The organism is Gottfriedia sp. NPDC058432 (assembly GCF_042721555.1).
GTDB lineage: Bacteria > Bacillota > Bacilli > Bacillales > Bacillaceae_G > Gottfriedia.
This window is the reverse complement of the sequence record NZ_JBHXLC010000004.1, coordinates 223775-244824: the sequence shown is the minus strand read 5'-3', so window position 1 is coordinate 244824 and position 21050 is coordinate 223775. Positions and strand designations below refer to the sequence as shown.

At 34.4% G+C, this 21050-nt stretch carries 18 protein-coding genes and 1 other annotated feature; of the genes, 1 reads left to right on the top strand and 17 read right to left on the bottom strand.

Annotated elements, in window-relative coordinates; translation table 11 throughout:
• Positions 1–6 precede the first annotated feature (6 nt).
• The 7 genes from ACFWM3_RS06900 to spoIIQ form a co-directional block, all read right to left on the bottom strand.
• Positions 7–1119: a GerAB/ArcD/ProY family transporter gene (locus ACFWM3_RS06900; RefSeq protein WP_390310820.1), complete on the bottom strand. Its 1113-nt coding sequence runs from the start codon at positions 1117–1119 to the stop codon at positions 7–9.
• Between the two features lie 17 nt (positions 1120–1136).
• Positions 1137–2318 (bottom strand): Ger(x)C family spore germination protein, encoded by a 1182-nt coding sequence (locus ACFWM3_RS06895; protein WP_390310819.1) that lies wholly within the window; start codon positions 2316–2318, stop codon positions 1137–1139.
• A gap of 2 nt (positions 2319–2320) precedes the next feature.
• Positions 2321–3844 carry a spore germination protein gene (locus ACFWM3_RS06890; protein ID WP_390310818.1) on the bottom strand — a complete coding sequence of 508 codons (1524 nt, stop codon included), beginning with the start codon at positions 3842–3844 and terminating at the stop codon, positions 2321–2323.
• Between the two features lie 262 nt (positions 3845–4106).
• Positions 4107–5438, bottom strand: a complete 1332-nt coding sequence (locus ACFWM3_RS06885) for a UDP-glucose dehydrogenase family protein (protein ID WP_390310817.1) — start codon at positions 5436–5438, stop codon at positions 4107–4109.
• A 556-nt stretch (positions 5439–5994) separates the two neighbouring features.
• Positions 5995–6996: a rod shape-determining protein gene (gene mreB / locus ACFWM3_RS06880; RefSeq protein ID WP_056469946.1), complete on the bottom strand. Its 1002-nt coding sequence runs from the start codon at positions 6994–6996 to the stop codon at positions 5995–5997.
• 157 nt (positions 6997–7153) lie between these two features.
• A complete protein-coding gene (gene spoIIID / locus ACFWM3_RS06875) occupies positions 7154–7423 on the bottom strand; it encodes a sporulation transcriptional regulator SpoIIID (protein ID WP_025569002.1) in 270 nt (89 codons plus the stop codon).
• Positions 7424–7702: 279 nt separating this feature from the next.
• Positions 7703–8497: a stage II sporulation protein SpoIIQ gene (spoIIQ, locus tag ACFWM3_RS06870; RefSeq protein ID WP_390310816.1), complete on the bottom strand. Its 795-nt coding sequence runs from the start codon at positions 8495–8497 to the stop codon at positions 7703–7705.
• Between the two features lie 334 nt (positions 8498–8831).
• Positions 8832–9127, top strand: a binding site (T-box leader).
• A 52-nt stretch (positions 9128–9179) separates the two neighbouring features.
• Here spoIIQ and ACFWM3_RS06865 point away from each other — a divergent pair.
• The gene (locus ACFWM3_RS06865) at positions 9180–10799 is read left to right on the top strand and encodes a peptide ABC transporter substrate-binding protein (RefSeq protein WP_056469352.1); all 1620 of its coding nucleotides are present in this window, start codon (positions 9180–9182) and stop codon (positions 10797–10799) included.
• 302 nt (positions 10800–11101) lie between these two features.
• On the opposite strand, the gene spoIID is transcribed toward ACFWM3_RS06865, so the two are convergent.
• The 10 genes from spoIID to nuoI all read right to left on the bottom strand — a co-directional run bounded on the left by spoIID (position 11102) and on the right by nuoI (position 21049).
• The gene (gene spoIID / locus ACFWM3_RS06860) at positions 11102–12115 is read right to left on the bottom strand and encodes a stage II sporulation protein D (protein ID WP_056469349.1); all 1014 of its coding nucleotides are present in this window, start codon (positions 12113–12115) and stop codon (positions 11102–11104) included.
• Between the two features lie 278 nt (positions 12116–12393).
• Complete coding sequence (gene murA / locus ACFWM3_RS06855; protein ID WP_025568969.1) at positions 12394–13698, bottom strand: UDP-N-acetylglucosamine 1-carboxyvinyltransferase; 1305 nt, start codon at positions 13696–13698, stop codon at positions 12394–12396.
• 32 nt (positions 13699–13730) lie between these two features.
• The gene (locus ACFWM3_RS06850; RefSeq protein WP_056469346.1) at positions 13731–14450 is read right to left on the bottom strand and encodes a YwmB family TATA-box binding protein; all 720 of its coding nucleotides are present in this window, start codon (positions 14448–14450) and stop codon (positions 13731–13733) included.
• Positions 14451–14530: 80 nt separating this feature from the next.
• Complete coding sequence (locus ACFWM3_RS06845; protein WP_025568971.1) at positions 14531–14767, bottom strand: DUF1146 family protein; 237 nt, start codon at positions 14765–14767, stop codon at positions 14531–14533.
• A gap of 157 nt (positions 14768–14924) precedes the next feature.
• Positions 14925–16421 carry an NADH-quinone oxidoreductase subunit NuoN gene (gene nuoN / locus ACFWM3_RS06840; RefSeq protein ID WP_390310815.1) on the bottom strand — a complete coding sequence of 499 codons (1497 nt, stop codon included), beginning with the start codon at positions 16419–16421 and terminating at the stop codon, positions 14925–14927.
• A 3-nt stretch (positions 16422–16424) separates the two neighbouring features.
• A complete protein-coding gene (locus ACFWM3_RS06835; RefSeq protein WP_390310814.1) occupies positions 16425–17933 on the bottom strand; it encodes a complex I subunit 4 family protein in 1509 nt (502 codons plus the stop codon).
• On the bottom strand, positions 17930–19786 hold the full coding sequence (gene nuoL / locus ACFWM3_RS06830; protein ID WP_056469337.1) for an NADH-quinone oxidoreductase subunit L: 1857 nt from the start codon (positions 19784–19786) through the stop codon (positions 17930–17932). The genes ACFWM3_RS06835 and nuoL overlap by 4 nt, the downstream gene beginning before the upstream one ends.
• A 17-nt stretch (positions 19787–19803) precedes the next feature.
• Positions 19804–20118, bottom strand: coding sequence for an NADH-quinone oxidoreductase subunit NuoK (gene nuoK, locus ACFWM3_RS06825; RefSeq protein WP_025568976.1), 315 nt, complete (start codon positions 20116–20118; stop codon positions 19804–19806).
• Positions 20115–20633, bottom strand: coding sequence for an NADH-quinone oxidoreductase subunit J (locus tag ACFWM3_RS06820; RefSeq protein ID WP_056469334.1), 519 nt, complete (start codon positions 20631–20633; stop codon positions 20115–20117). Before ACFWM3_RS06820 ends, nuoK begins: the two co-directional genes overlap by 4 nt.
• Positions 20630–21049: an NADH-quinone oxidoreductase subunit NuoI gene (gene nuoI, locus ACFWM3_RS06815; protein WP_025568978.1), complete on the bottom strand. Its 420-nt coding sequence runs from the start codon at positions 21047–21049 to the stop codon at positions 20630–20632. Before nuoI ends, ACFWM3_RS06820 begins: the two co-directional genes overlap by 4 nt.
• Position 21050 lies beyond the last annotated feature (1 nt).

The window sequence follows — 21050 nt, the reverse complement described above, 5'->3', positions numbered from 1 at the left end:
GAGTTTCTATTCTGCATTCTCTTTTGTTTTTGCTTTTTTTTGGATGATTGCAATGACCAACAGAACAGTAGGAATAATGATTTGTAAAGGTATGTGTAAATAGTAAGGCACAATGTCGAACCCTTCTTTATAGTGTTCTAAATAATCAGGTGCCATCCATACGGAACAAATTAATATGATTACTGCAATTGGATAAGTAAGTGTATCAGATTTTTTCACTTTAAATAAATCTGCCGCTCCAATGATCGCACAAAAGAAAAAAACCGTAATCTTAATAAATCCTCCTATAGCGAGAATAATGACAAAGACTGAATCGAGTCTTTGAATAAAATCAGCAATATTGATATAACTAATTGCTGTTAATATGGGATAGGTAGCTCTCACCAGCGTGTTTGCTCCTAATACGCAAATATTAAGCATTGTTACTAACGTTAAAACCAGACCTGCAAAGATTAATCCAGGAATGCCGACTTTCCATGCATAATCTGGTTTCTTTAAATAAGGCATAACCATTGTAAATACAACCATTTCACCAAATGGAAATGTAACGGTCAAAGGGTAAGCCTCTTTTATAACTCTTTTCCACCCGGTCTCTAGTACGGGTCTTAAATTATCAGTTTTTACTAAACCAGCAATTACTTCAAAACCAATAATTGATACCGTTATGAAGATGATTACGAAAAACAGAAACTCACATAATCTACCGTATACTTCAAAGCCTTTAAAGATTGCATACATACATAAAAACATAAATAAAATACCGATTGAAATAAGTGAGGATGCATTGTAAAGTGTAATCACTAGTAATTCTTCAAAGTCTCTAAGAACTCGTGCTCCAATATAAATAAAATAGAGAATATAAACCATTGCTAGTATTTTGCCTACAAACTTCCCTAAAATAGATTGAACATATCTAGTAAATGGTAATTCAGGATACAATTCAAATAATTTAATGTAAACACAAAATAGTAAGCAGCCAGTAACCAAAGCTAGTAAAACACTAATCCAAGCATCCTGCATTGCTCCAGATGCAAGCCCTACTAATGTAGCGCTCCCCATTTCAAATAAGAATATAATACTAAAGAATTGGTAGGCACCAATTGATAATTTTCGATTCATTAGCGTTCCCTTCTTTTCTAAAATGGATAAGCTTTTTTTCTCATACCTACATTATTTATTTGAACATCAACATCAATTTTCACTTTAGCTTTTTGAAATTGGTCATTCCAATTTTTCTCATACTTTTTAAAAACCTTTGGATCTGATAAATGTAGTTTATCGCCAAACCCAAAAATATCTGCACCATATCCTTGTGCTTTTTTAATTCCTTCCTCTAGGGTTTGCTTTACCGCTTTCTCACTTAATAATTCATATTTTTTTAGTGTTTTCGCTTGATCAAAATTGTCATTACAAAGTACTTCATCAATAATGGCGATCGCTTTTACCTTTATGTTAATTATTGGTGTTTTACCTTTCATTTTAATCTTCGTATCGGTTTTCACACGTGTAAGCTCCATCGAATCAAATTCTGTTTTGCTGCATTTTATTTGTATATTTGATTCTTTTATTGCATTATCAACTATTTGTACCGATTTTGCCGGTGGGCCATCTAACCAGCCTACTAGCCTTCCTTTTTTAATAACCCCTAATCCTTCAATCTTGTTATAGGATGATTTCACACTTGAAAAATTATCAAGTGTTTCAGAAGTCTTGGTTTCATTTTCTAAAATGGCACCATTAACGACTGGTTCTCTACCACTACTTGAAAGAGCTGATATTACTTGGCGCATTTGTATTTCTTGATTTTCCCCTAAAAGAGATGACGTATTTTTAATTTTTCCTATGATTGACTTAGCCGGTAATTTATCAAGTGCTGGCAAGTTATTCATTACATGATAAACACTGTCGTTCCTTGCAATAACAACTGGAATATTAACACGTATTTTGGAATCCCGCTCAAACACATCAAATATATAGTTCAACGTTTTTTCCTTTGCTAATTTTTCACCAATAACAACAAGTGCTACATGAGAGTATATATTTGAACGAGAAACACTTTTTGTAATATTTCGCGCCGCTTCTGAAATCGTTCTACCTTTTTGCTCTAGGGAAATAACTGGTGTACCTATTGAACCAGTAACACTGGCAATTGCACTCGGATTAATGATTTGAAGAACCATATTGTATTGATTATCTTTAGGTAAATAATCGACACCCATAGCTACCACGATCGATACACTATTTAATTCTTTATAATTAGAACAACTCACCAAAAGTAAACTTGTAATTAGAATTAAGATCATACATTTTCTCTTCATACTTATTCTCCAGTACTTTGTTCTTTAACGGTTTTTGTGTTTCCTTGACTAGGTGCAACTAAAATAGTATCTTTTTGACTTTTTATACGGAATGGAGCAAATGGTGCAAAATATGGCTCTCCAAAAGATCGTAGGCTACACATATGTAATAATATAATTAAACCGCCAATCAACATTCCAAATAAACCAATATAAGCTGCTGCCAATAATAATATAAACCGAAGAATCCTAGCGGCTGTTGACATATTATAATAAGGGATCGTAAAGCTAGCAATCGCAGTAATTGATACGATGATTACCATTGACGCAGATACAAATCCTGCTTGTACAGCTGCTTGCCCCAAGATTAAGGCTCCAACAATTGAAAGCGCCTGCCCAACCGCTCTTGGCATTCGAATTCCGGCTTCCCGTAATACTTCAAAAATTAGTTCCATTCCAAGGGCTTCAACAATCGCTGGCAAAGGCACTCCTTCACGTTGAGCAGCTAAGCTTACTAATAAAACGGTTGGAACTACAGCCTGATGAAATGAAGTAATTGCAATGAAAATTCCAGGTGCAAATAAGGCGGTCCAAAACGACATATAACGTAGCAATCTTAAAAAAGTTCCAATATATGAGCTTTGATAATAATCCTCTGGAGATTGAAAAAACTGCGTAAATGTAGCTGGTAAAATTAAGACAAATGGTGTACCAGCTACAAAAATTGCAACACGTCCTTCCAGTAAATTACCTACTACAGCATCAGGTCTCTCTGAATTAATCATTGTAGGAAATATGGTCTTTTGGTCGTTTTGAATATAATTTTCAATATAGCTGGATTCTAAGATTTCATCTGCATTAATAGCCTCTAAACGATGTTTTACTTCCCTTAATAACTCTTCATCTACAACTCCTTTTATATACATTATTTCTACATCAGTTCTCGTTACTTCGCCTATTTTCATTGACTCAATCCGCAACGCTGGGTGTTGAATTCTATTACGAATTAGAGAAGTATTTGTACGTAAGCTTTCTGTGAAGCTATCCTTTGGTCCTCTGATTACAGTTTGCGTTGAAGGCTCTGAAATACTTCTAGATTGCACCATTTTTGTACATGCAACTAAGAAGTTACTGTCATGATCTAAAAGAACAACGGTGTCTCCAATGAGTAATGCTGATAGGAGATTTGTATAGCTTGATTGTGATTTTAAACTTGAAACGGCGATTACGCTTTTTAAGCCATTCTCTAAATCCGTTAATGACAGCGTTGTTTCTTTTTCTGCATTAATTTTAACGATTTTATTTATGATTCCATCATTCACTAGTTTCTCGTTTGAAATTCCGTCAATATGAATGACTGCAAAAGAATACTGCATACCTTCCCCAAGTGTTTCATGACGAATCACAAGGTCAGAGCTATCTCCAAAATCATCTTTTATTCTTTTTATATTCTCTAAAATGTCCTTACTTAAAGAACGAGATATATTATTTTGAAATGGAATTTTTTTATTTGTAGCTGCACTATTGGTTTCTTTGTAGTTAAACATTTTTTTCCACCGCCCCATAATCATGGCTTATTATTCTTATACTTTTTCCAAAATATTTCATTTAATGTATTGTTTTCTAAGTGGTTTATTTTGCACACAAAAAAAGGCTGTCTCATAGAGACATCCCATTTCACTTATATTATAAGAATCGTTTATTTGCCCCTATATGGTACCCGATCTTCGCGGCGGCGTTTCTTATCCTCACAACTTAGAGTCGAAATCCTACGGAAGAGTCACAGAATTTTCGTTCATACGAGTCTAATTATTTATTAATAAGCTGTGGGATTGGATTCACTGGCTTTCGACCGATTGAGTAATAGTGGATGTTCTTCTTTTGCATTTTAGTTAATTCAAAACAATTACGTCCATCAATTACTAACGGAACCTTCATTAGCTCCTCATACAATTGGAGATCAGTTTCTACGATTTCTCTCCATTCAGTCAAAATAAATGTGGCCTCTCTCTTATGAATAGCATCCTTCACATTAACTGAATAATTGATGGAATCTCCAAATACTTTTCTTAATTCAGGTAAGGCATATGGATCATATACTGTAATATTAGTACCTTCTCTTATGAACTGATTAATTAAATCAATAGATGGTGCATGTCGAATATCATTTGTATTTGGTTTAAAGCTTGCTCCTAGAATTGCAATTTCTTTATTATTTAAATTTCCAAAAAGGGATTTTGCTAATTCTAATAGTTTTATTTTCTGTTGATTATTAATTGTAATAACGGATTTTAATAGTTTTAAGTCTACCCCTACTAACTCAGCTTCTTTTACTAAAGCAGTCGTATCTTTTGGGAAACAAGACCCTCCAAATCCAATACCGGCTTTTAAAAACTTTGAACCGATTCTATGGTCTAGCCCAATACCATGAGCAACATGATCAACATCAGCATTTAATTTTTCACAGATCATGGCAATTTCGTTAATAAAACTTATTTTAGTAGCTAAAAAAGCATTAGATGCATACTTAATCAATTCCGCACTTCTTGCATCTGTTGTATAAATAGGCGTATTAAATGGTTTATATAATTCCTTTATTAAGTCCGTTGCATTTTGACTTTCGGAACCAATGACAATTCGATCGCCATTAAATAAATCGTATAGCGCAGAACCTTCCCTTAAAAATTCAGGATTGGATACTATTTCAATCGTTAAATGCGGAGGGGCATTTTCCAACATGATCTTCTTAACTGCCTCATTCGTTCCAACTGGAACAGTACTTTTAATGACAATTATTAGATTTTTTTTAGCATGAATTGCGATCTCTTTCGCAACAGCTTTCAAATATTGCAAATTGGCTGTTCCATCTGGAAGTTCTGGTGTGCCGACCGCAATGAATATGATATCTGCCTGGCTATATGCTGCTTTGAAGTTTGTTGTAAACTCAATTTTGTTAAGGAAACTATTTTCTAATAAGGATTCTTTCAAACCCGGTTCAAAAATAGGGCAAATTCCTTTTTGTAGTAATTCAATTTTTTCAGCATCAATGTCAACACATGTTACATTGTAACCAACTGTAGCAAATGAAACTCCTGTAGTAAGACCAACATATCCCGTACCAGCAACAACTATATGTGTCATGGTTCATCCCCATCCTATACAATTAATCAGTAAAGATAAAAAACTCTTTCTCAATGCTTAAAGTGAAGAATAATTTAAGTTTTAAAATTTACTATTTAATTGCAAATTCAGTTTTGATTTCTATAGGTCTACTTTTAAGTAATAATAAAATCTCTACTTTCTTGAAGTTCGATCATCATTTGCACCGGTTAAATTAAAACTCTACCCATCAATCCTTTTCCGATTTTTTTAAGATTAAATCTGAAATTAAGCTAGAAGAGCTATTTCACATAATTTTTAAATTGGCAGAGTTTTAAGTATTAAATCATATGTACCGGTTACCTAGATCATCCTCGTTTTACAATTACTTAATTTAAACTTTAAATGAAGCCTTTTAAACTTTGATACTTTCCTTTTCTGTATTCAGACTTTGACTACCTTCTTGTTCATCTTAACTTTACAAAACCTAAACACTTTTCTAACAAAGATAACTGCTACTAATAAATTCCAAACAAAAAAATCCCAAGCTCTATGCTTGAGATTTCAGTGTGTAGTCAAGCTACAAAGCTTGAGATTTTTATTTTAGATAGCGACTTGGAATCTTATCAATGTTTTCTAACATAATTCCAGTACCTTCTGCAACACATTGCATAGGATCTTCAGCAATGAAAACAGGTACTTTTAATTCTTCAGCAAGTAAAATATCTATTCCATGAAGTAATGCTCCGCCACCAGTTAGAATAACTCCACGATCAATAATATCAGCTGATAATTCAGGTGGTGTACGTTCTAATACTGTTTTTGCAGCTTGTACGATTAAGTAAACTGGTTCACTTAATGCTCTTTGAATTTCATCAGATTGTACAGTAATTGTACGAGGTAATCCAGTTACCATATCACGGCCACGGATATCGATTGATTCATTTCTTGCACCAGGGAAAACAGTACCTACTTCAATTTTAATTTGCTCTGCAGTACGCTCTCCAATTAGCAGTTTGTATTCACGCTTGATATAGTTTAGAATCTCCATATCAAACTTGTCCCCTGCCATTTTAATTGAAGAGGCGGTGACGATATCTCCCATCGATAAAACAGCGACATCGGTTGTCCCACCGCCAATATCAATTACCATGTTACCACTTGGTTGGAATATATCCATTCCAGCACCGATTGCAGCAACCTTTGGCTCTTCTTCAAGATAAACTTGTTTACCGCCGCTCTTTTCAGCAGCTTCACGAATTGCTTTTTGTTCAACAGATGTGATGTTTGTTGGACAACAAATCAAAATACGCGGCTTTGACATGAATCCCTTTACATCTAATTTATTTATAAAATGACGTAGCATTGCCTCAGTAATATCAAAGTCAGCAATTACACCGTCCTTAAGTGGACGAATTGCTACGATATTACCAGGTGTACGACCTACCATGCGGCTTGCTTCTTCCCCTACTGCTAATACTTTACCGCTACTACGCTCTATTGCAACTACAGAAGGTTCGTTTAATACGATTCCCTTACCTTTAACATGTATTAAGACATTGGCTGTACCAAGATCTATTCCGATATCCTTAGAAAACATTCCTTTTGGCTCCTCCTTATTCACTATACTCATGAGCAGTTCCCCGAATACGTTCCATACCAAAATATAATTTTACCATAAAGAACTACTTTTAGTAATTAATATTTGTGAACAGGAGGTTAAATATTTTTAATTTTGTTTTCAAGGCTCAGAAACCCTATTTAGTTACTTTCTCAACGTCTTCTTTTTGATACTTTTGTTTTGTAGCCTCTCCACCGCGTAAGTGACGAATTGATTTGTGATAATCCAAAATTTCTTTTACTTCATTTGCCAAATCTGGATTGATTTCCGGTAAGCGTTCTGTTAAGTCTTTGTGTACTGTACTTTTTGACACGCCAAACTCCTTAGCAATTACGCGTACTGTTTTCTTCGTCTCCACGATATATTTCCCAATCTTGATCGTTCTCTCTTTGATGTAATCGTGCACACTACTCTCCTCCTCTAAATGGATGTGAGAAGCGTGAAATGAGACTCGTTTTGACTGACTAAGCTGCTCTTTTTCCTGCTCTGACTGACCTGCTGAGGTACATTTATTTTGACTAGGTAGAAAATCCACGATTCCTCACCTCAAACACCTCTTTGATGGGTTTATAACATTGTATTAGCAAAGGTGTCTAACTATGCACAATTATCAGAAAAAAACAAGTGCCCAACACATATGTGGTATGATTCCCACGTGTTAGGCACTTTGTGAATTGCTTAATTATTATTGTTGAATTTTATTTCCACCTGAATCAGTATTAGAAGAACCTTCTTCTTTGTCATCTGATACATTACCAGAAGTATTCATTGTATTAGAATCTTTTGTTTCGCTTTTTGTATTTTCAGAACTAATAATCGATGAAACATCTTGTCCTTGGTATTTCTCTGGATTAATTGCTACACCATCTTTACGTAATTCATAATGAACATGAATGCCATTTTCTTTACCAATTAAACCTGTTCCAGCTACACCAAGAACTTGTCCTTGTGAAACTTTTGTTCCTGGTTCAACACTTACAGATTTTAAGCTTTGGTAATATGAAACTAATCCGTTACCACTTTCTACTACAACTACATATCCTAGCTCAGCATCTTTTTGAGCCTTTGTAACAGTACCACTAAGAGCTGCTGTTACATCAAATTCTTTTCCACTTTTATCAACTAAATCCATACCAGTGTTGATCGTGAAAGTATTATTATCCATTTGAATTAATGATGCTTGTTGCTCATCTTTTGAAGCAGTGTCATCATAGTAATGACTTTTAACTTGAACTGTTGCATCCTTTGAAACTGGGTAAGTTAATTTTTCTTCTGGCTTTGAAGCTGGAATTGCTTCAGGCTCTCTCGTATCAACTGTAGTTCCAGTTTTTGTTGGAGTTGGAGCATTACTGTATTGATACCATAACGCACCTGTCAAAATTACTGCCGCACTCACTAAATAAATTGCTGGTACTACCCAACGCTTTCTTAACATTTTAATAACCTTTTGAGAAGTTTTTTTGTTTTGTTCCTCTCTCATCCTTATCACCTCTGCAATCATTGTCAACAGATTTCTGGAATTATATACGCAATTTAGAAAATTTTAGTTCGACAAAATTCTTATTTTTCCACACAATTTCAAACTAATTCACATTAATCCACAAAATACTAGAAAAATATTAACAAATGAAAGCGATTTATCCACAATTCCACAGAGTTTATACACAATATTTGTGGATAAGTTAATAAGTCTCATTATGAAGTTTATAAAATATTTTTCTTGCATTTTTCTTTTTAACAAAATATAATCACACTACAAGCTTGTACGATGTAATAAAAACTTAAACTTAAAAAATTATTTCAGTCATTATATATTTTTTGCGATGATGAAGAAGAGTAGATTATATGAAAGTTTCAGAGAGCTGACGGTTGGTGCAAGTCAGTACGGACATATTTTTGAATGGGCTTCTGAGCACCCAAACCGAACCATTTATTTATGCAGTAGGCTTTGGCGGACGTCTCACCGATAAAAGAGACAGGTATTCAAACTAGTGTTTCGATACTGCTTTTTGTCACAAGGTAGTTCAATTCATTTGTTTTGATACTGCAAAGTGAGTCTAAACGGTTTTAGGCTAATTAAGGTGGCACCACGGGAGTCCTCGTCCTTTTTATAAGGCGGGGACTCTTTTTTTGTACCCAAAAATAAGGAGAGAAAAAATAAAATGATATTTACTAAGAAAAAATTCGTATCAATTACTTTATTACTCACATTGGCACTAGCAGGCTGTGGACAACAATCAAATCAGACAGCTTCGAAGTCAAACGATCACACGCTACATTTAATGGATACTTCAGATATTGTAAGTCTTGATAGTTCACTAGCTTTAGATGGACCATCATTAAACGCACTTAATAGTGTAATGGAAGGTCTTTATATGCCAAATGAAAAAGGAGAATACGTTCCTGCGGCTGCTTTATCACATAAAGTTAGTACGGATGGTAAGGTTTATACATTTACTTTAAGAGATGCTAAATATTCAAATGGAGACCCAGTAACGGCAAAAGACTTTGTTTTTGCAATGAAACGAGCAGTTGATCCAAATACTAAAGCTCAGTTTGCATACGATTTATATGATATTGAGAATGCAAAAGAAATTAACCAAGGAAAGTTATCTGTGGATAAACTCGGGGTAACTGCACTAGACGATAAAACATTACAAATTAAACTTGAACGCCCTATTCCATATTTCATTCAACTAACTAGTTTACCAATGTTCTTCCCGTTAAATGAAAAATTCGTTAAGGAGCAAGGTAGCAAATATGGTTTAGAAGCAAATACAACTTTATATAATGGTCCTTACGTTGTAAGTAAATGGAATCATGAAGCTGGATTTACAATGACAAAAAATCCACAATACTATGATAAAAAGAATGTCCAAGTAAATAAAATTGACGTTAAAATCATGAAAGAAACAACAACTGCAGTTAATCTCTATGAAACTGGCGAACTTGACCAAGCAATTATTGATTCTAATGTTATCGATCGTTATAAAGGGAATAAAGAATTAAACAAATTAGCTATGCCAATTGTCTCTTACATCAGCTTTAATCAAAAAAATCCACTTTTAGCAAATCTAAAAGTGCGTAAGGCAATCGCAAACGGCTTTAATAAAGAGGACATTAGTACAACACTATTAAACGATGGTTCGATTCCTACTGATCGAATTATTCCTAAAGGTTTAGTAAAAAACACTAAAGGTGTGGACTTTGTTAGCTCAACATCTCATCCTTCTACAGTAAGTTTAGAAAAGGCTAAATCACTTTTTAAAGAAGCTTTAACTGAGAGTGGTAAATCAAATGCGACAATTTCACTACTAGTAAGTGATAATAATACATCGCGTAAAATCGGTGAATATTTAAAATCACAATTAGAAACAAATTTAAAAGGTCTAACAGTTAATATTGTCGTACAACCAGCACAACAAAAATTCGAATTACGCCAGCAAGGAAACTATGATCTCTCTCTAGATACATGGGGTGCAGATTATCCAGATCCAACGACTTATTTAGAGCTATTTACATCTAAATCAGCTTTAAATGTATTAAATTATAAAAACGCTCAATATGACGAATTTGTACAAAAGGCAAACACAATCAGCTTACAAAACGAATCAGAACGTACTCAGCTCCTTCATAATGCTGAAGACCTTTTACTAGATGATGCTGCGATTGCTCCCGTTTACCAAGCTGGATATGTGTACTTACAAAAATCAAATGTAAAAAACATAAAAGTACGTCCATTTGTTGGATACTTTTATTATAAATATGCTCAAAAGCAATAAGAGTCGAGAAAAGAAGTAAAATTGTAGAGTAATCTTAAGGAACGTAAGAAACTGACTTTCTTAACTGAATTTGAACCTGAGTGATTTAAATTACGCTAGAATCTCTGTAATTAAGCTCCTTGGCTTCCCAAAATAAATAACTCTATTAATCAAAAAACACTCTAAACGGACGAATCCTAGTTCGTTTTAGAGTGTTTTTTTAAGTTACTTTCTTCTTTTCATAAAAAAAAACGATCTAAGCGATTATACAAAAAAACAGACCTCTAAGTGGTCTGCCTTTTGTCTTTCCGAATGAAAATTTCTTAAAGCTTCTTCAATACATCATAATCCTTCTTACTAAGCTTCTTTATGTCGATACCCTTATAATAATACTTAACGATCTCATCGTATGTTTTTCCTTGCTTAGCAAGCTCATTTGCTCCGTATTGACTCATACCTACTCCATGGCCAAAACCTTTTGTTGTAATGATGATTTCATTACCTGTACGCTCCCACGAAAAATCTGTTGAACGCAGGTTTAGTTTCTCTCTGATTTCTTTGCCTGAGAGAGTTTTTTTACCAAACGCCACTTGTTCTACACGTTTACCTTGTGTTCTCGACGTGACTTTCCCTATGTCTGCCTTATTAATTTTTACATTAAGTTTCTTTTCGAAATCACTTATTGTAAATGATTTTTTAGATATATAGTTTGGAGCAACGGAATCCCAAGGACTCGGTACACTCTTCAAATATGGTACACTATTTTTCCAATATTCTTCGGAGTTTTCAGTGTATCCATTGCTTGTGGAGAAGAATGAAGCAGTTATAGGTTGTCCATTGTATGTTAATATTTGTCCTTCAGTGGCTTTTACAGCTTTTTCAATTTTGGCTATACTTTTATCGTATTCAGCGCCATATCTTTTCTTGAGGTCGTCGCGATCCTGAAAGACTTGAAAATTAACTGAATCATCGACAATTCCACCTTCTTGAAGTGGTTTTCCTTCTTTCAATCGTTTGATGATAAATGTTCTTGCACTTAAACTTTGTGCTTTTAGTGCTTCTGTTTCAAATTTTGCTGGCATTTCTGATGCGACTACTCCTAATACGTATTCCTCAATTGGTAGCTTTTCAACTTTTTGTGTTTTTGTTCTAAAGACTTCAATACTTAGATTGTCATTTTTGTTCGCTGCTGCGACTTGGTTTGCTTTTTTCTGTAGCTGATCAACCAATCTACCATCTGTATGGCTATGAAATGGTAGAACAAGCAATGTAGGGATAATAATAACGACTGAGCAAGTAGTTAATCCTGCAGTGATTAATGTTTTAAATGACTTCATATTTTCCTCCTATCCATTTCAAAACAACTTTAAATGACAATTTTCAACTAATTGCCCTTTCTAAAGATAATTTATGTATATGGACAAGCATTTAGAACAAATATAGATTGATTTCAAATTAGTTTCTTTTAACAAATAGTATTATTTTTTTATTATTTTTAGAATATTTTATAAGGTTTCTGTCTATAACTGATAGTAGAAAGTTGCATGAAAATGCAAAAATGCCCGACTCTATGTGGGGTAACACAAAGTGCCAGGCATTAGAATTAGTTTTTAGTTTACGCTTGTAAATCTTTTAGTGTTTCTTCCTCTACAGCTGTGCTTGGTTCGTTTACACGTTCAATGTCCGCTCCAAGTGCAGCAAGCTTTTCATGGAAATTTACATAACCACGATCTAAATGTTTTAATTCAGTAACACGAGTATATCCATCAACAACTAGACCAGCAAGAATAAGTGATGCAGCAGCACGTAAATCCGTAGCAGCTACTTCTGCTCCTTGAAGATCATTTGGTCCATGAATAATAGTTGATCGACCTTCAATTTTAATATTTGCATTCATGCGACGGAATTCTTCCACGTGCATAAAACGATTTTCGAAGACTGTTTCAGTAATCATGCCTGTTCCATTAGCTTTTAATAGAAGTGCCATCATTTGTGATTGCATATCTGTTGGGAAGCCTGGGTGAGGCATTGTTTTGATGTCTACAGGTTTTAAATTGTCTGTACCAATTACACGAAGTCCTTCTTCCTCTTCGATAATTGTTACGCCCATTTCACGCATTTTCGCTACAACTGAGCTTAAGTGCTCTGGAACTGCATTTTCTATTAATACATTACCATTCGTAATCGCTGCTGCTACCATAAACGTTCCAGCTTCAATACGGTCAGGAATAATGTGATGAGTTGTACCAAATAATGTTGGTACACCTTCAATTCGAATAGTGCCTGTTCCAGCACCACGAACTTTACCACCCATTGCATTAATGAAGTTTGCTAAGTCAACAATTTCAGGTTCTTTCGCAGCATTTTCAAGAATTGTTGTTCCTTCTGCAAGTGCTGCTGCAGACATAATATTTTCTGTTGCTCCTACGCTTGGGAAATCTAAATAGATTTTTGCCCCTTTTAAACGACCGTTTGATTTTGCCTCTACAAAACCATTACCAACCGTAATTTGAGCTCCCATTGCTTCAAATCCTTTTAAGTGTTGTTCAATTGGTCTAGATCCAATCGCACATCCACCTGGCAACGCTACACGTGCATGACCATTTCTTGCTAAAAGTGGCCCCATTACAAGAATAGATGCTCGCATTTTACGAACATATTCAAATGGTGCTTCAACATGTAAATCCTTTGAAGCATCAACTGTTACTGTATTATTTTTGAACCCAACCTCTGTATTTAAATTACGAAGAACTTCGTTAATCGTGTAAACGTCAGATAGAGTTGGTACGTCATGAATTATATTTTTTCCTTCACTAGCTAGTAGCGCTGCAGCAAGAACTGGTAAGACAGCATTTTTTGCACCCTCTACACGAACTGTGCCTTGAAGCTGTTTCCCGCCACGGACAATGATTTTATCCAAACTTTTCCCCTCCGTGTCCTAAAATAGATCTATCAATATTCTACTGTTATAATCGGTGTGCCAATAATAATTGTCGTTGATTTATCAACATTGTTTTCACGTATTGCAATTTGTAAATTAATTTTTTTGCCATTTGCAACCAGAGCGTCATTCCACTGTTCAGTATATGCTGAAACAGAGACGAATGCCCCTTCTTTTATTTCTTCAATTTTTGTTGCTTTAAAAGTCCCCAAAAAATCATTTTTTATACCCTGCAAAACACCTTCAAGTTTACCACCCATTGTCCCCTTTATACAAGTAAAAAAAGTAGGTTCTTTACTAAAAATATTTTCCAGTGAGTTCTTAATAAGTTTATTTGTTTCTTTTTCAGCCTGCTGGTCCCATTTAGTCCCACTAAGTTCATAAATTACATAGCTACTGTTATTGCCAGTAGATGTAACAACGATTCTTTCTGTGACCAAATTATGGTTAAATGTACCAATTATTTTATTACCATTATTAGATTTCGTCCACTTAAATTTTTTAAAATCCGCTTTATATTTACCGACTATTTTGGACACCGAAGTATTCATTTTAGCTTCTCTTGCGTATAAATTCCAACTTGTAACCGAAATGTCTTTTTTATTTAATACGTCTGCAAAACGGTTCAATTGACCTATACCTGTGTCTGCCATACCGATTTTACCCCAATTATAAAATAATGCAGAAGCAAAAGTAATTGTAATTAAAAATATGTACACAGTCTTTTTCATAAATAATCCCCTCTCTTACTTCCATTTTTCACAGGTAGAGAGGGGTTTATACGATACATCGTAACATACTTTTTGACAAATTATTTCAATAAATATGTAATGTTTTTTGTATATTGTAGATAGTCTAAGAAAAAACTACTTACAGCAGAGGAAATTGTAATCGTCAATAGCACCATAAAAAGTCGAATTTGGGCGACATGACCTTTTTTCATAATACTCTCCCACTTAATTGCGGTTAAAGCCCACCAAGTTAAAATAATGAAAAATAAATGGACAATTATTGCTAATAACGCTTCTGTCCCAACTAAAGCTTCCATTTTTCACGTCCTCTTTTCGATCGATTTTTATAGAAAAACTTTCAGATTGCTGTTCTTAAGTGCATGCAATTTCAAACAGTCTGAAAACCAAATAGTATACTTTCTCTACAAATTAAAAAGTGTAGGAATCATCCTACACTTTTAATTTAAATATATTTTACGCCATAAAGAAGTCTTTCACAATGTCTAGCTTATGAAATACATCTAATGCTAAAGACGGTTTAATACCTAATAGAATTGTTATGACAGCACAAACCAATACAACGAATAGATGTGTCTTAGGAAGTACAATTTTACGCTCTTCACCACTTCTAAAGAAAATATTTTGAAGGATGCCGAAATAGTAAAAATAAGATACTACTGTAGTTAAAAGTAGAATTCCACCTAATACATAATATCCTTTAACTTGGACAAAGGCTCCCAAGAAAATATTTAACTTTCCTATAAACCCTGCCGTTAATGGAATACCCGCTAGCGATAAAACAAATATTGTCATTGTAATCGCTAAAAATGGATTCGTTTTAATTAGACCTGCAAATGATGATAATGAATCAGATCCCCTTTGTTGTTGTACATTATAGACAATTGTTAAAATACCGATTGTCATGAATGTATAAGCTAATAAATAGAACCAGATCCCCTCAAACATGAATGGTGAAATACTTACAAATGCAACTAGAACATAACCTCCGTGTGCAATCCCTGAGTATGCAAGTATGCGCTTTAGACTGTTTTGTTTTAAAGCAATTGTATTACCTATAATCATCGATAACGCAGCCAATGTTGCAACAACTGGTTGCATTACTTCGAATACAGATTTTTGTTCCTTCATCAATAATGCACCAGTGAAAATTGCTAAGAAGATGCGAAGTACGATTATAAACCCACCTGTCTTTGACACTGTTGCTAAGAATGCTGTTACAGGTGTTGGAGCACCTTCATATACATCTGGAGCCCACATATGGAACGGAACAGATGCTAGTTTAAATGATAATCCTACAAATACTAGCACAAATGCTAGGATCATTAGAAACCCATTACTGCTTGGTATTCCTTGTTGAAGTGCCAAATTCATTTCAGTAATGTTTGTTGTACCTGTTAAGCCATAAGTATAGCTTAATCCGAATAGTGTAATTGCAGTTGAAATACCGCCGTTAATTACATACTTAAGTGCTGCTTCAGAAGAGCCCTCTCTTCTCTTTTGAATTCCAACTAGAATATAAGATGAAATCGAAAGTAGCTCTAATCCAACAAATAAGGTAATTAAATCGCTACTTGAAGCCATATACATTGTTCCAATTAACGCTGTAATAAACAATGTGTAGTATTCTGAGCGTTCTGCGATTGATTTATCTCCTAGTGCAAGTAATAAAACTAAGATTGCTCCAATTAATAAAATCAGTTTAAATAAAAACCCAAACGAATCAAATTTAAACGATCCCGCTAATAGACTTATTGGTTTATGTGAGTGAAGTGTGATTAACCATACAAGCGATCCAACTACACTTAACAAGCCAATCCAACCGACTATTTTACGACTCGCATTTTTAGGTAATAAGAGTTCAAGAGTTAATAGAAGAAGCGCAGCAACTACTAGAATGATCTCAGGACCCATTGTTCCCCATTGAAATTCAGATAATGCTTTCCAAGTCATCTTCTATACACCTCTAATCCCTTGAATGATAAAATCCACTGATGACACAATCATATCATTTACGAAAGCTGGGTATACACCAAGCAGAACAATCGCAAATACTAAAATAACTGAAGCGATTGCTTCGCGTTTTGATAAATCAGTGAATGATGAAATAAATTCACTACTTTTACCGAAGCTTAATTGTAAAATCGCTCTTAAAATATAAGCTGCAGTTAAGATGATTCCTAACGTACCGACAGTTGCAATTGCTTTATGAGATTGGAAAAGGCCAACAAATGATAACCATTCCCCTACGAACCCTGATAGACCTGGTAAACCTAATGATGCCATACCGCCAAAAAGTAGTAAGCCGGCTAGTCTTGGAGTTGATTTTGAAAGACCAGAAATACGGTCAAAGCTAGTAGTATCACCTCGGTTTTCTAACATTCCAACTATTAAAAATAGAAGTGCTGCAATTAAACCGTGAGATACTGATTGTAAAATCGCTCCTTGAATTCCAGCGCTATTCATTGCTGCTAATCCAATAATAACAATTCCCATGTGGGAGAAACTTGAATATGCCAATACAGAACGTAACTCTTTTTGAATTAAAGCAATATAAGCTCCGTAAAGTAAATTAATTACACCGATAATCGCAAGAGCTACCGACATTTTTTCAAATTGCTCTGGGAAAATACCTAAAGCAAAACGAATTAAACCGTAAGTTCCAATTTTTAATAGGATACCAGCATGAATGATCACTACAGCAGGATTTGCTTGTGTATGAACATTCACCATCCATCGATGGAACGGGAATAATGGTAGTTTGATTGCAAATGCAATTAATAAACAAATTAATAGAACCATTTTTAAATGCTCTGAAATTGGACTAATTGTTTGTTGTCCAGCTGGAATGATGTTAGCTAAAACTTCATAATTTGTTGTGCCTGTGCGAGCAAATAAGACAGCAATAACAAATAATAAGAATGCAGATCCTAACCCGTTATAAATTAAGAATTGGTATCCAGCACGTTCACTATCAAAGCGTCCCCATTTACCAATTAAGAAGAACATTGGAATTAGTGTTAATTCAAAGAATAAGAAGAATAACACTAGGTTCTGAGCTGCAAATACACCGAACATACCTACTTGTAAAATAAATAATAGTTGATAGAAGCCTTTTGAACCTTTATTAATAGAGTAACCTGCTATTACAGCAATCAATGAGATAATACCAGTAAGTAAAATCATCACTAATGATAGACCGTCTACTCCAAGTTCAAACTTAACTTGAAACAATCTAGTTGATCCAGCGAAAAATTTTCCAAATGAAAACCAATCATATGAAATATTCCAATCTTTTAAACTAGAATGATTATGACCTGCTATATAAGCTAGTATAGTAACCGCAAATGATAAAACCGAAGTCAATAATGCCCAAAGCTTATAAGAATTCTTTGGAGCAAAAGAAACTAGTAATAATCCCAATAAAGGTGAGAAAACAACCCATAATAAGAAATGAGACATCATAAGTTGTACCCCCCTGTCACAACGATTGCTAATAAGATTAGCGCAAGACCAAGTAATGTAATAAATCCATAAGTTTGGACTTGGCCACTTTGAAGCCTTGAACCAATTCCACCGATAGTACTTACAATTCCTTTTACTAGAACTGCAAGCCCTTCAATGACAAAACGCTCAATTGCAAACATTACATGCCCGATTGCAAACATACCTTTTACGATTGAACCGTTATATATTTCGTCAATATAGTATTTATTAAGAAGAATTTCATAGAATAATCCATTTTCTTCTTGTTTAGTTTGTTTCACTTTTCTGCCATACATATTGTAAGCAAGCGTAATTCCAGCTAAAGAAACAAGTGTTGCTACGATCATAATCCAAACCGGCTCATGACTATGCTCAGCAATTGTAAATGGAGCTCCGTCTAATAAAAAATCATTTAAGTGACGACCAAAGAATGGTGAATTAATATAACCTGCAAAGATAGCAAGGATCCCTAATAATGACATTGGAAGAACCATTGACATCGGTGACTCGTGCGCACCTTTTGTCTTTTCTTCTCCAGTGAAAACCAAGAAAAATAATCGGAACATATAGAATGAAGTAAAGAATGCCGCAGTTAAAGCAACTACGAATAAAACGTAATTTCCGTTTTCCCAAGTTGCAGCTAAAATCTCATCTTTACTAAAGAAACCAGATAGTAATGGTACACCTGTAATAGCTAATGTACCAATTAAGAATAGTGTAGATGTCCATTTCATTTTCTGACGTAATCCACCCATTTTAAAGATGTCTTGAGTGTGTACGGCATGAATAACACTACCTGCAGCTAAGAATAACAATGCTTTAAAAAATGCATGAGTAGTTAAGTGGAAAATACTTGCTGTATAACCACCTACACCTAATGAAAGCATCATATAGCCCAATTGACTGACCGTAGAGTATGCTAGTACTCGTTTAATATCTCTTTGCACAAGACCAATACTTGCTGCAAAGATCGCAGTAAATCCTCCGACAATCGCAACTACAGTTAAAGCAGTTCCACTTGCAATAAAGATTGGATAAGTCGTTGCTACTAAGTAAACACCGGCTGCTACCATTGTTGCTGCGTGAATTAATGCTGAAACAGGTGTTGGACCTTCCATCGCATCAGGAAGCCATGTGTGAAGTGGGAACTGACCTGATTTACCCATTGCTCCTACGAAAATCAAGATCGCAATAAGAGTTAACATACCGGTACTCACATGTCCACCTTGGATTACATTGAAAATTTGATCGAAATCAAAGCTCTTTGTTTTCCAAAATAAAAGTACCATCCCGATAAATAAACCAACGTCCCCTATTCTAGTCATAATGAACGCTTTTTTAGCCGCTGCTTTTGCTTCCTCTTTATAAAAGTAGAAACCAACAAGTAAAAATGAACCTAAACCTACTAACTCCCAGAATACATAAAGTTGTAGAATGCTAGGTGAAATGACAAGTGCTAACATCGCAAATGTAAATAAGCCTAAATATGCGAAGAACACTGTAATTCGGTCATCCTCTTCCATATATGCTGTTGAATAAATATGTACTAATGTACTAACGAACGTAACGATTACTAGCATTAACGAATTTAGTGCATTTACTACATATCCAACGTGAATATCGATATTTCCAATTGTTAACCAAGTGTATAATTTCTGCACTGTATCCCCTTGTAGACGGTCAAATAAGACGAACAAGGAGATGATGAATGAGATTCCTGTTAAAGTTGCTCCTAAAATCCCACTACCTTTCTTTCCTCTTGTACCAGCTAATATTAGGATTAGAAAGGAAATTAGCGGAAGTACCGGAACAAGCCAAGCATACTGCATCATCAAATTCCACCTCCTATTTATCTTTTCAATGAATCAGCTTCATCAATATTGACTGTCTGACGATGACGATACCATGCAATTAAAATTGCCACGCCCACTGCAGCTTCAGCAGCTGCAACTGAAATCGTAAATAATGAAAAAATTTGTCCTGTTAACGACGGTGCTACACCAAGTTTACTAAATGCCACTAAATTAATATTTGCGGCATTTAACATTAACTCAATACAAATTAAAACGATTACTGTGTTTCGTTTTGTTAATGCACCATATAATCCGATACAAAATAAAATTAGCGCTAAAAGAAGATAAGCATTAATTGGAACTGAACTCATTCCTTCGTACCCTCCTCTTTTGAATCATCTGATTTTGCTAATATGATCGCACCTACTAAAGCAATTAGTAATAATACGGACATTACTTCAAATGGCACGATATGATTTGTAAATAATTGTAATCCGATATTCTTCGTATTATTTGTTGCTAAATCAACATCTGGTGCATCAATTGAAAGTCCATTTACACCTAAAAACATAACGACTCCAAATGCAACAATACCGATAAATGCAGCAATGTTTCTCCAATTTCTTTTTGGCTTTTCACTTTCAATATCATGTTTCGTTAACATGATTCCAAAAATCATTAAGATTGTTACTGCACCGGAATAAATAAGAATTTGAACAACAGCTACGAATTCAGCTGATAGTAGGACATAAATCCCTGCAATACTAATGAATGTTAAAACAAGTGAAAGCATCATATGCATAACTTTCGTTGAGTTTAACATCATTACGCCACCTAAAATGGCTGATAAAGAAAGAAGAAAGAAAGCAACTACAAAACCACTCATGCTTTATTCTCCTTTCGAATGTTTTGATCATTTTCATCAAGCCACTGAAGGTCTTTAAATAATTCATCACGTGAATATTCAGCAAGTTCAAAGTTATTAGTCATAATAATCGCTTCTGTTGGACAAACTTCTGTACATAAATCACATAAAATACAAATCTCGAAATTAATATCATATGTGTCGATAATTTTTCCTTTTTTCGTAGGATCAGGATGTTTTTTCCCAGTTAATGTAATACAGTCTGTTGGACAGATTGCTGAACACTGATTACAAACAATACATTTTTCTGGATAAAACTTTTGAATTCCACGAAAACGATCTGGTAACGGAATCGGCTGATTTGGATAATCATACGTCACTTTCTCGCGCGTTAAATTTTGAAGAGTATATTTTAAACCTTTTACTAACCCAATCATG

Coding starts and splice junctions, on each gene's coding strand:
- ACFWM3_RS06850 (WP_056469346.1), bottom strand. CDS start 14,450: ATGAAAAAGACTGTGTACATATTTTTAATTACAATTACTTTTGCTTCT.
- ACFWM3_RS06845 (WP_025568971.1), bottom strand. CDS start 14,767: ATGGAAGCTTTAGTTGGGACAGAAGCGTTATTAGCAATAATTGTCCAT.
- ACFWM3_RS06835 (WP_390310814.1), bottom strand. CDS start 17,933: ATGATGTCTCATTTCTTATTATGGGTTGTTTTCTCACCTTTATTGGGA.
- ACFWM3_RS06865 (WP_056469352.1), top strand. CDS start 9,180: ATGATATTTACTAAGAAAAAATTCGTATCAATTACTTTATTACTCACA.
- ACFWM3_RS06820 (WP_056469334.1), bottom strand. CDS start 20,633: ATGAGTGGTTTTGTAGTTGCTTTCTTTCTTCTTTCTTTATCAGCCATT.
- ACFWM3_RS06895 (WP_390310819.1), bottom strand. CDS start 2,318: ATGAAGAGAAAATGTATGATCTTAATTCTAATTACAAGTTTACTTTTG.
- nuoI (WP_025568978.1), bottom strand. CDS start 21,049: ATGATTGGGTTAGTAAAAGGTTTAAAATATACTCTTCAAAATTTAACG.
- nuoN (WP_390310815.1), bottom strand. CDS start 16,421: ATGACTTGGAAAGCATTATCTGAATTTCAATGGGGAACAATGGGTCCT.
- ACFWM3_RS06885 (WP_390310817.1), bottom strand. CDS start 5,438: ATGACACATATAGTTGTTGCTGGTACGGGATATGTTGGTCTTACTACA.
- ACFWM3_RS06900 (WP_390310820.1), bottom strand. CDS start 1,119: ATGAATCGAAAATTATCAATTGGTGCCTACCAATTCTTTAGTATTATA.
- spoIIQ (WP_390310816.1), bottom strand. CDS start 8,497: ATGAGAGAGGAACAAAACAAAAAAACTTCTCAAAAGGTTATTAAAATG.
- nuoK (WP_025568976.1), bottom strand. CDS start 20,118: ATGAGTTCAGTTCCAATTAATGCTTATCTTCTTTTAGCGCTAATTTTA.
- nuoL (WP_056469337.1), bottom strand. CDS start 19,786: ATGATGCAGTATGCTTGGCTTGTTCCGGTACTTCCGCTAATTTCCTTT.
- ACFWM3_RS06890 (WP_390310818.1), bottom strand. CDS start 3,844: ATGTTTAACTACAAAGAAACCAATAGTGCAGCTACAAATAAAAAAATT.
- spoIID (WP_056469349.1), bottom strand. CDS start 12,115: ATGAAGTCATTTAAAACATTAATCACTGCAGGATTAACTACTTGCTCA.
- mreB (WP_056469946.1), bottom strand. CDS start 6,996: ATGTTTTCTAAGGATATCGGAATAGATCTTGGTACAGCCAATGTCTTA.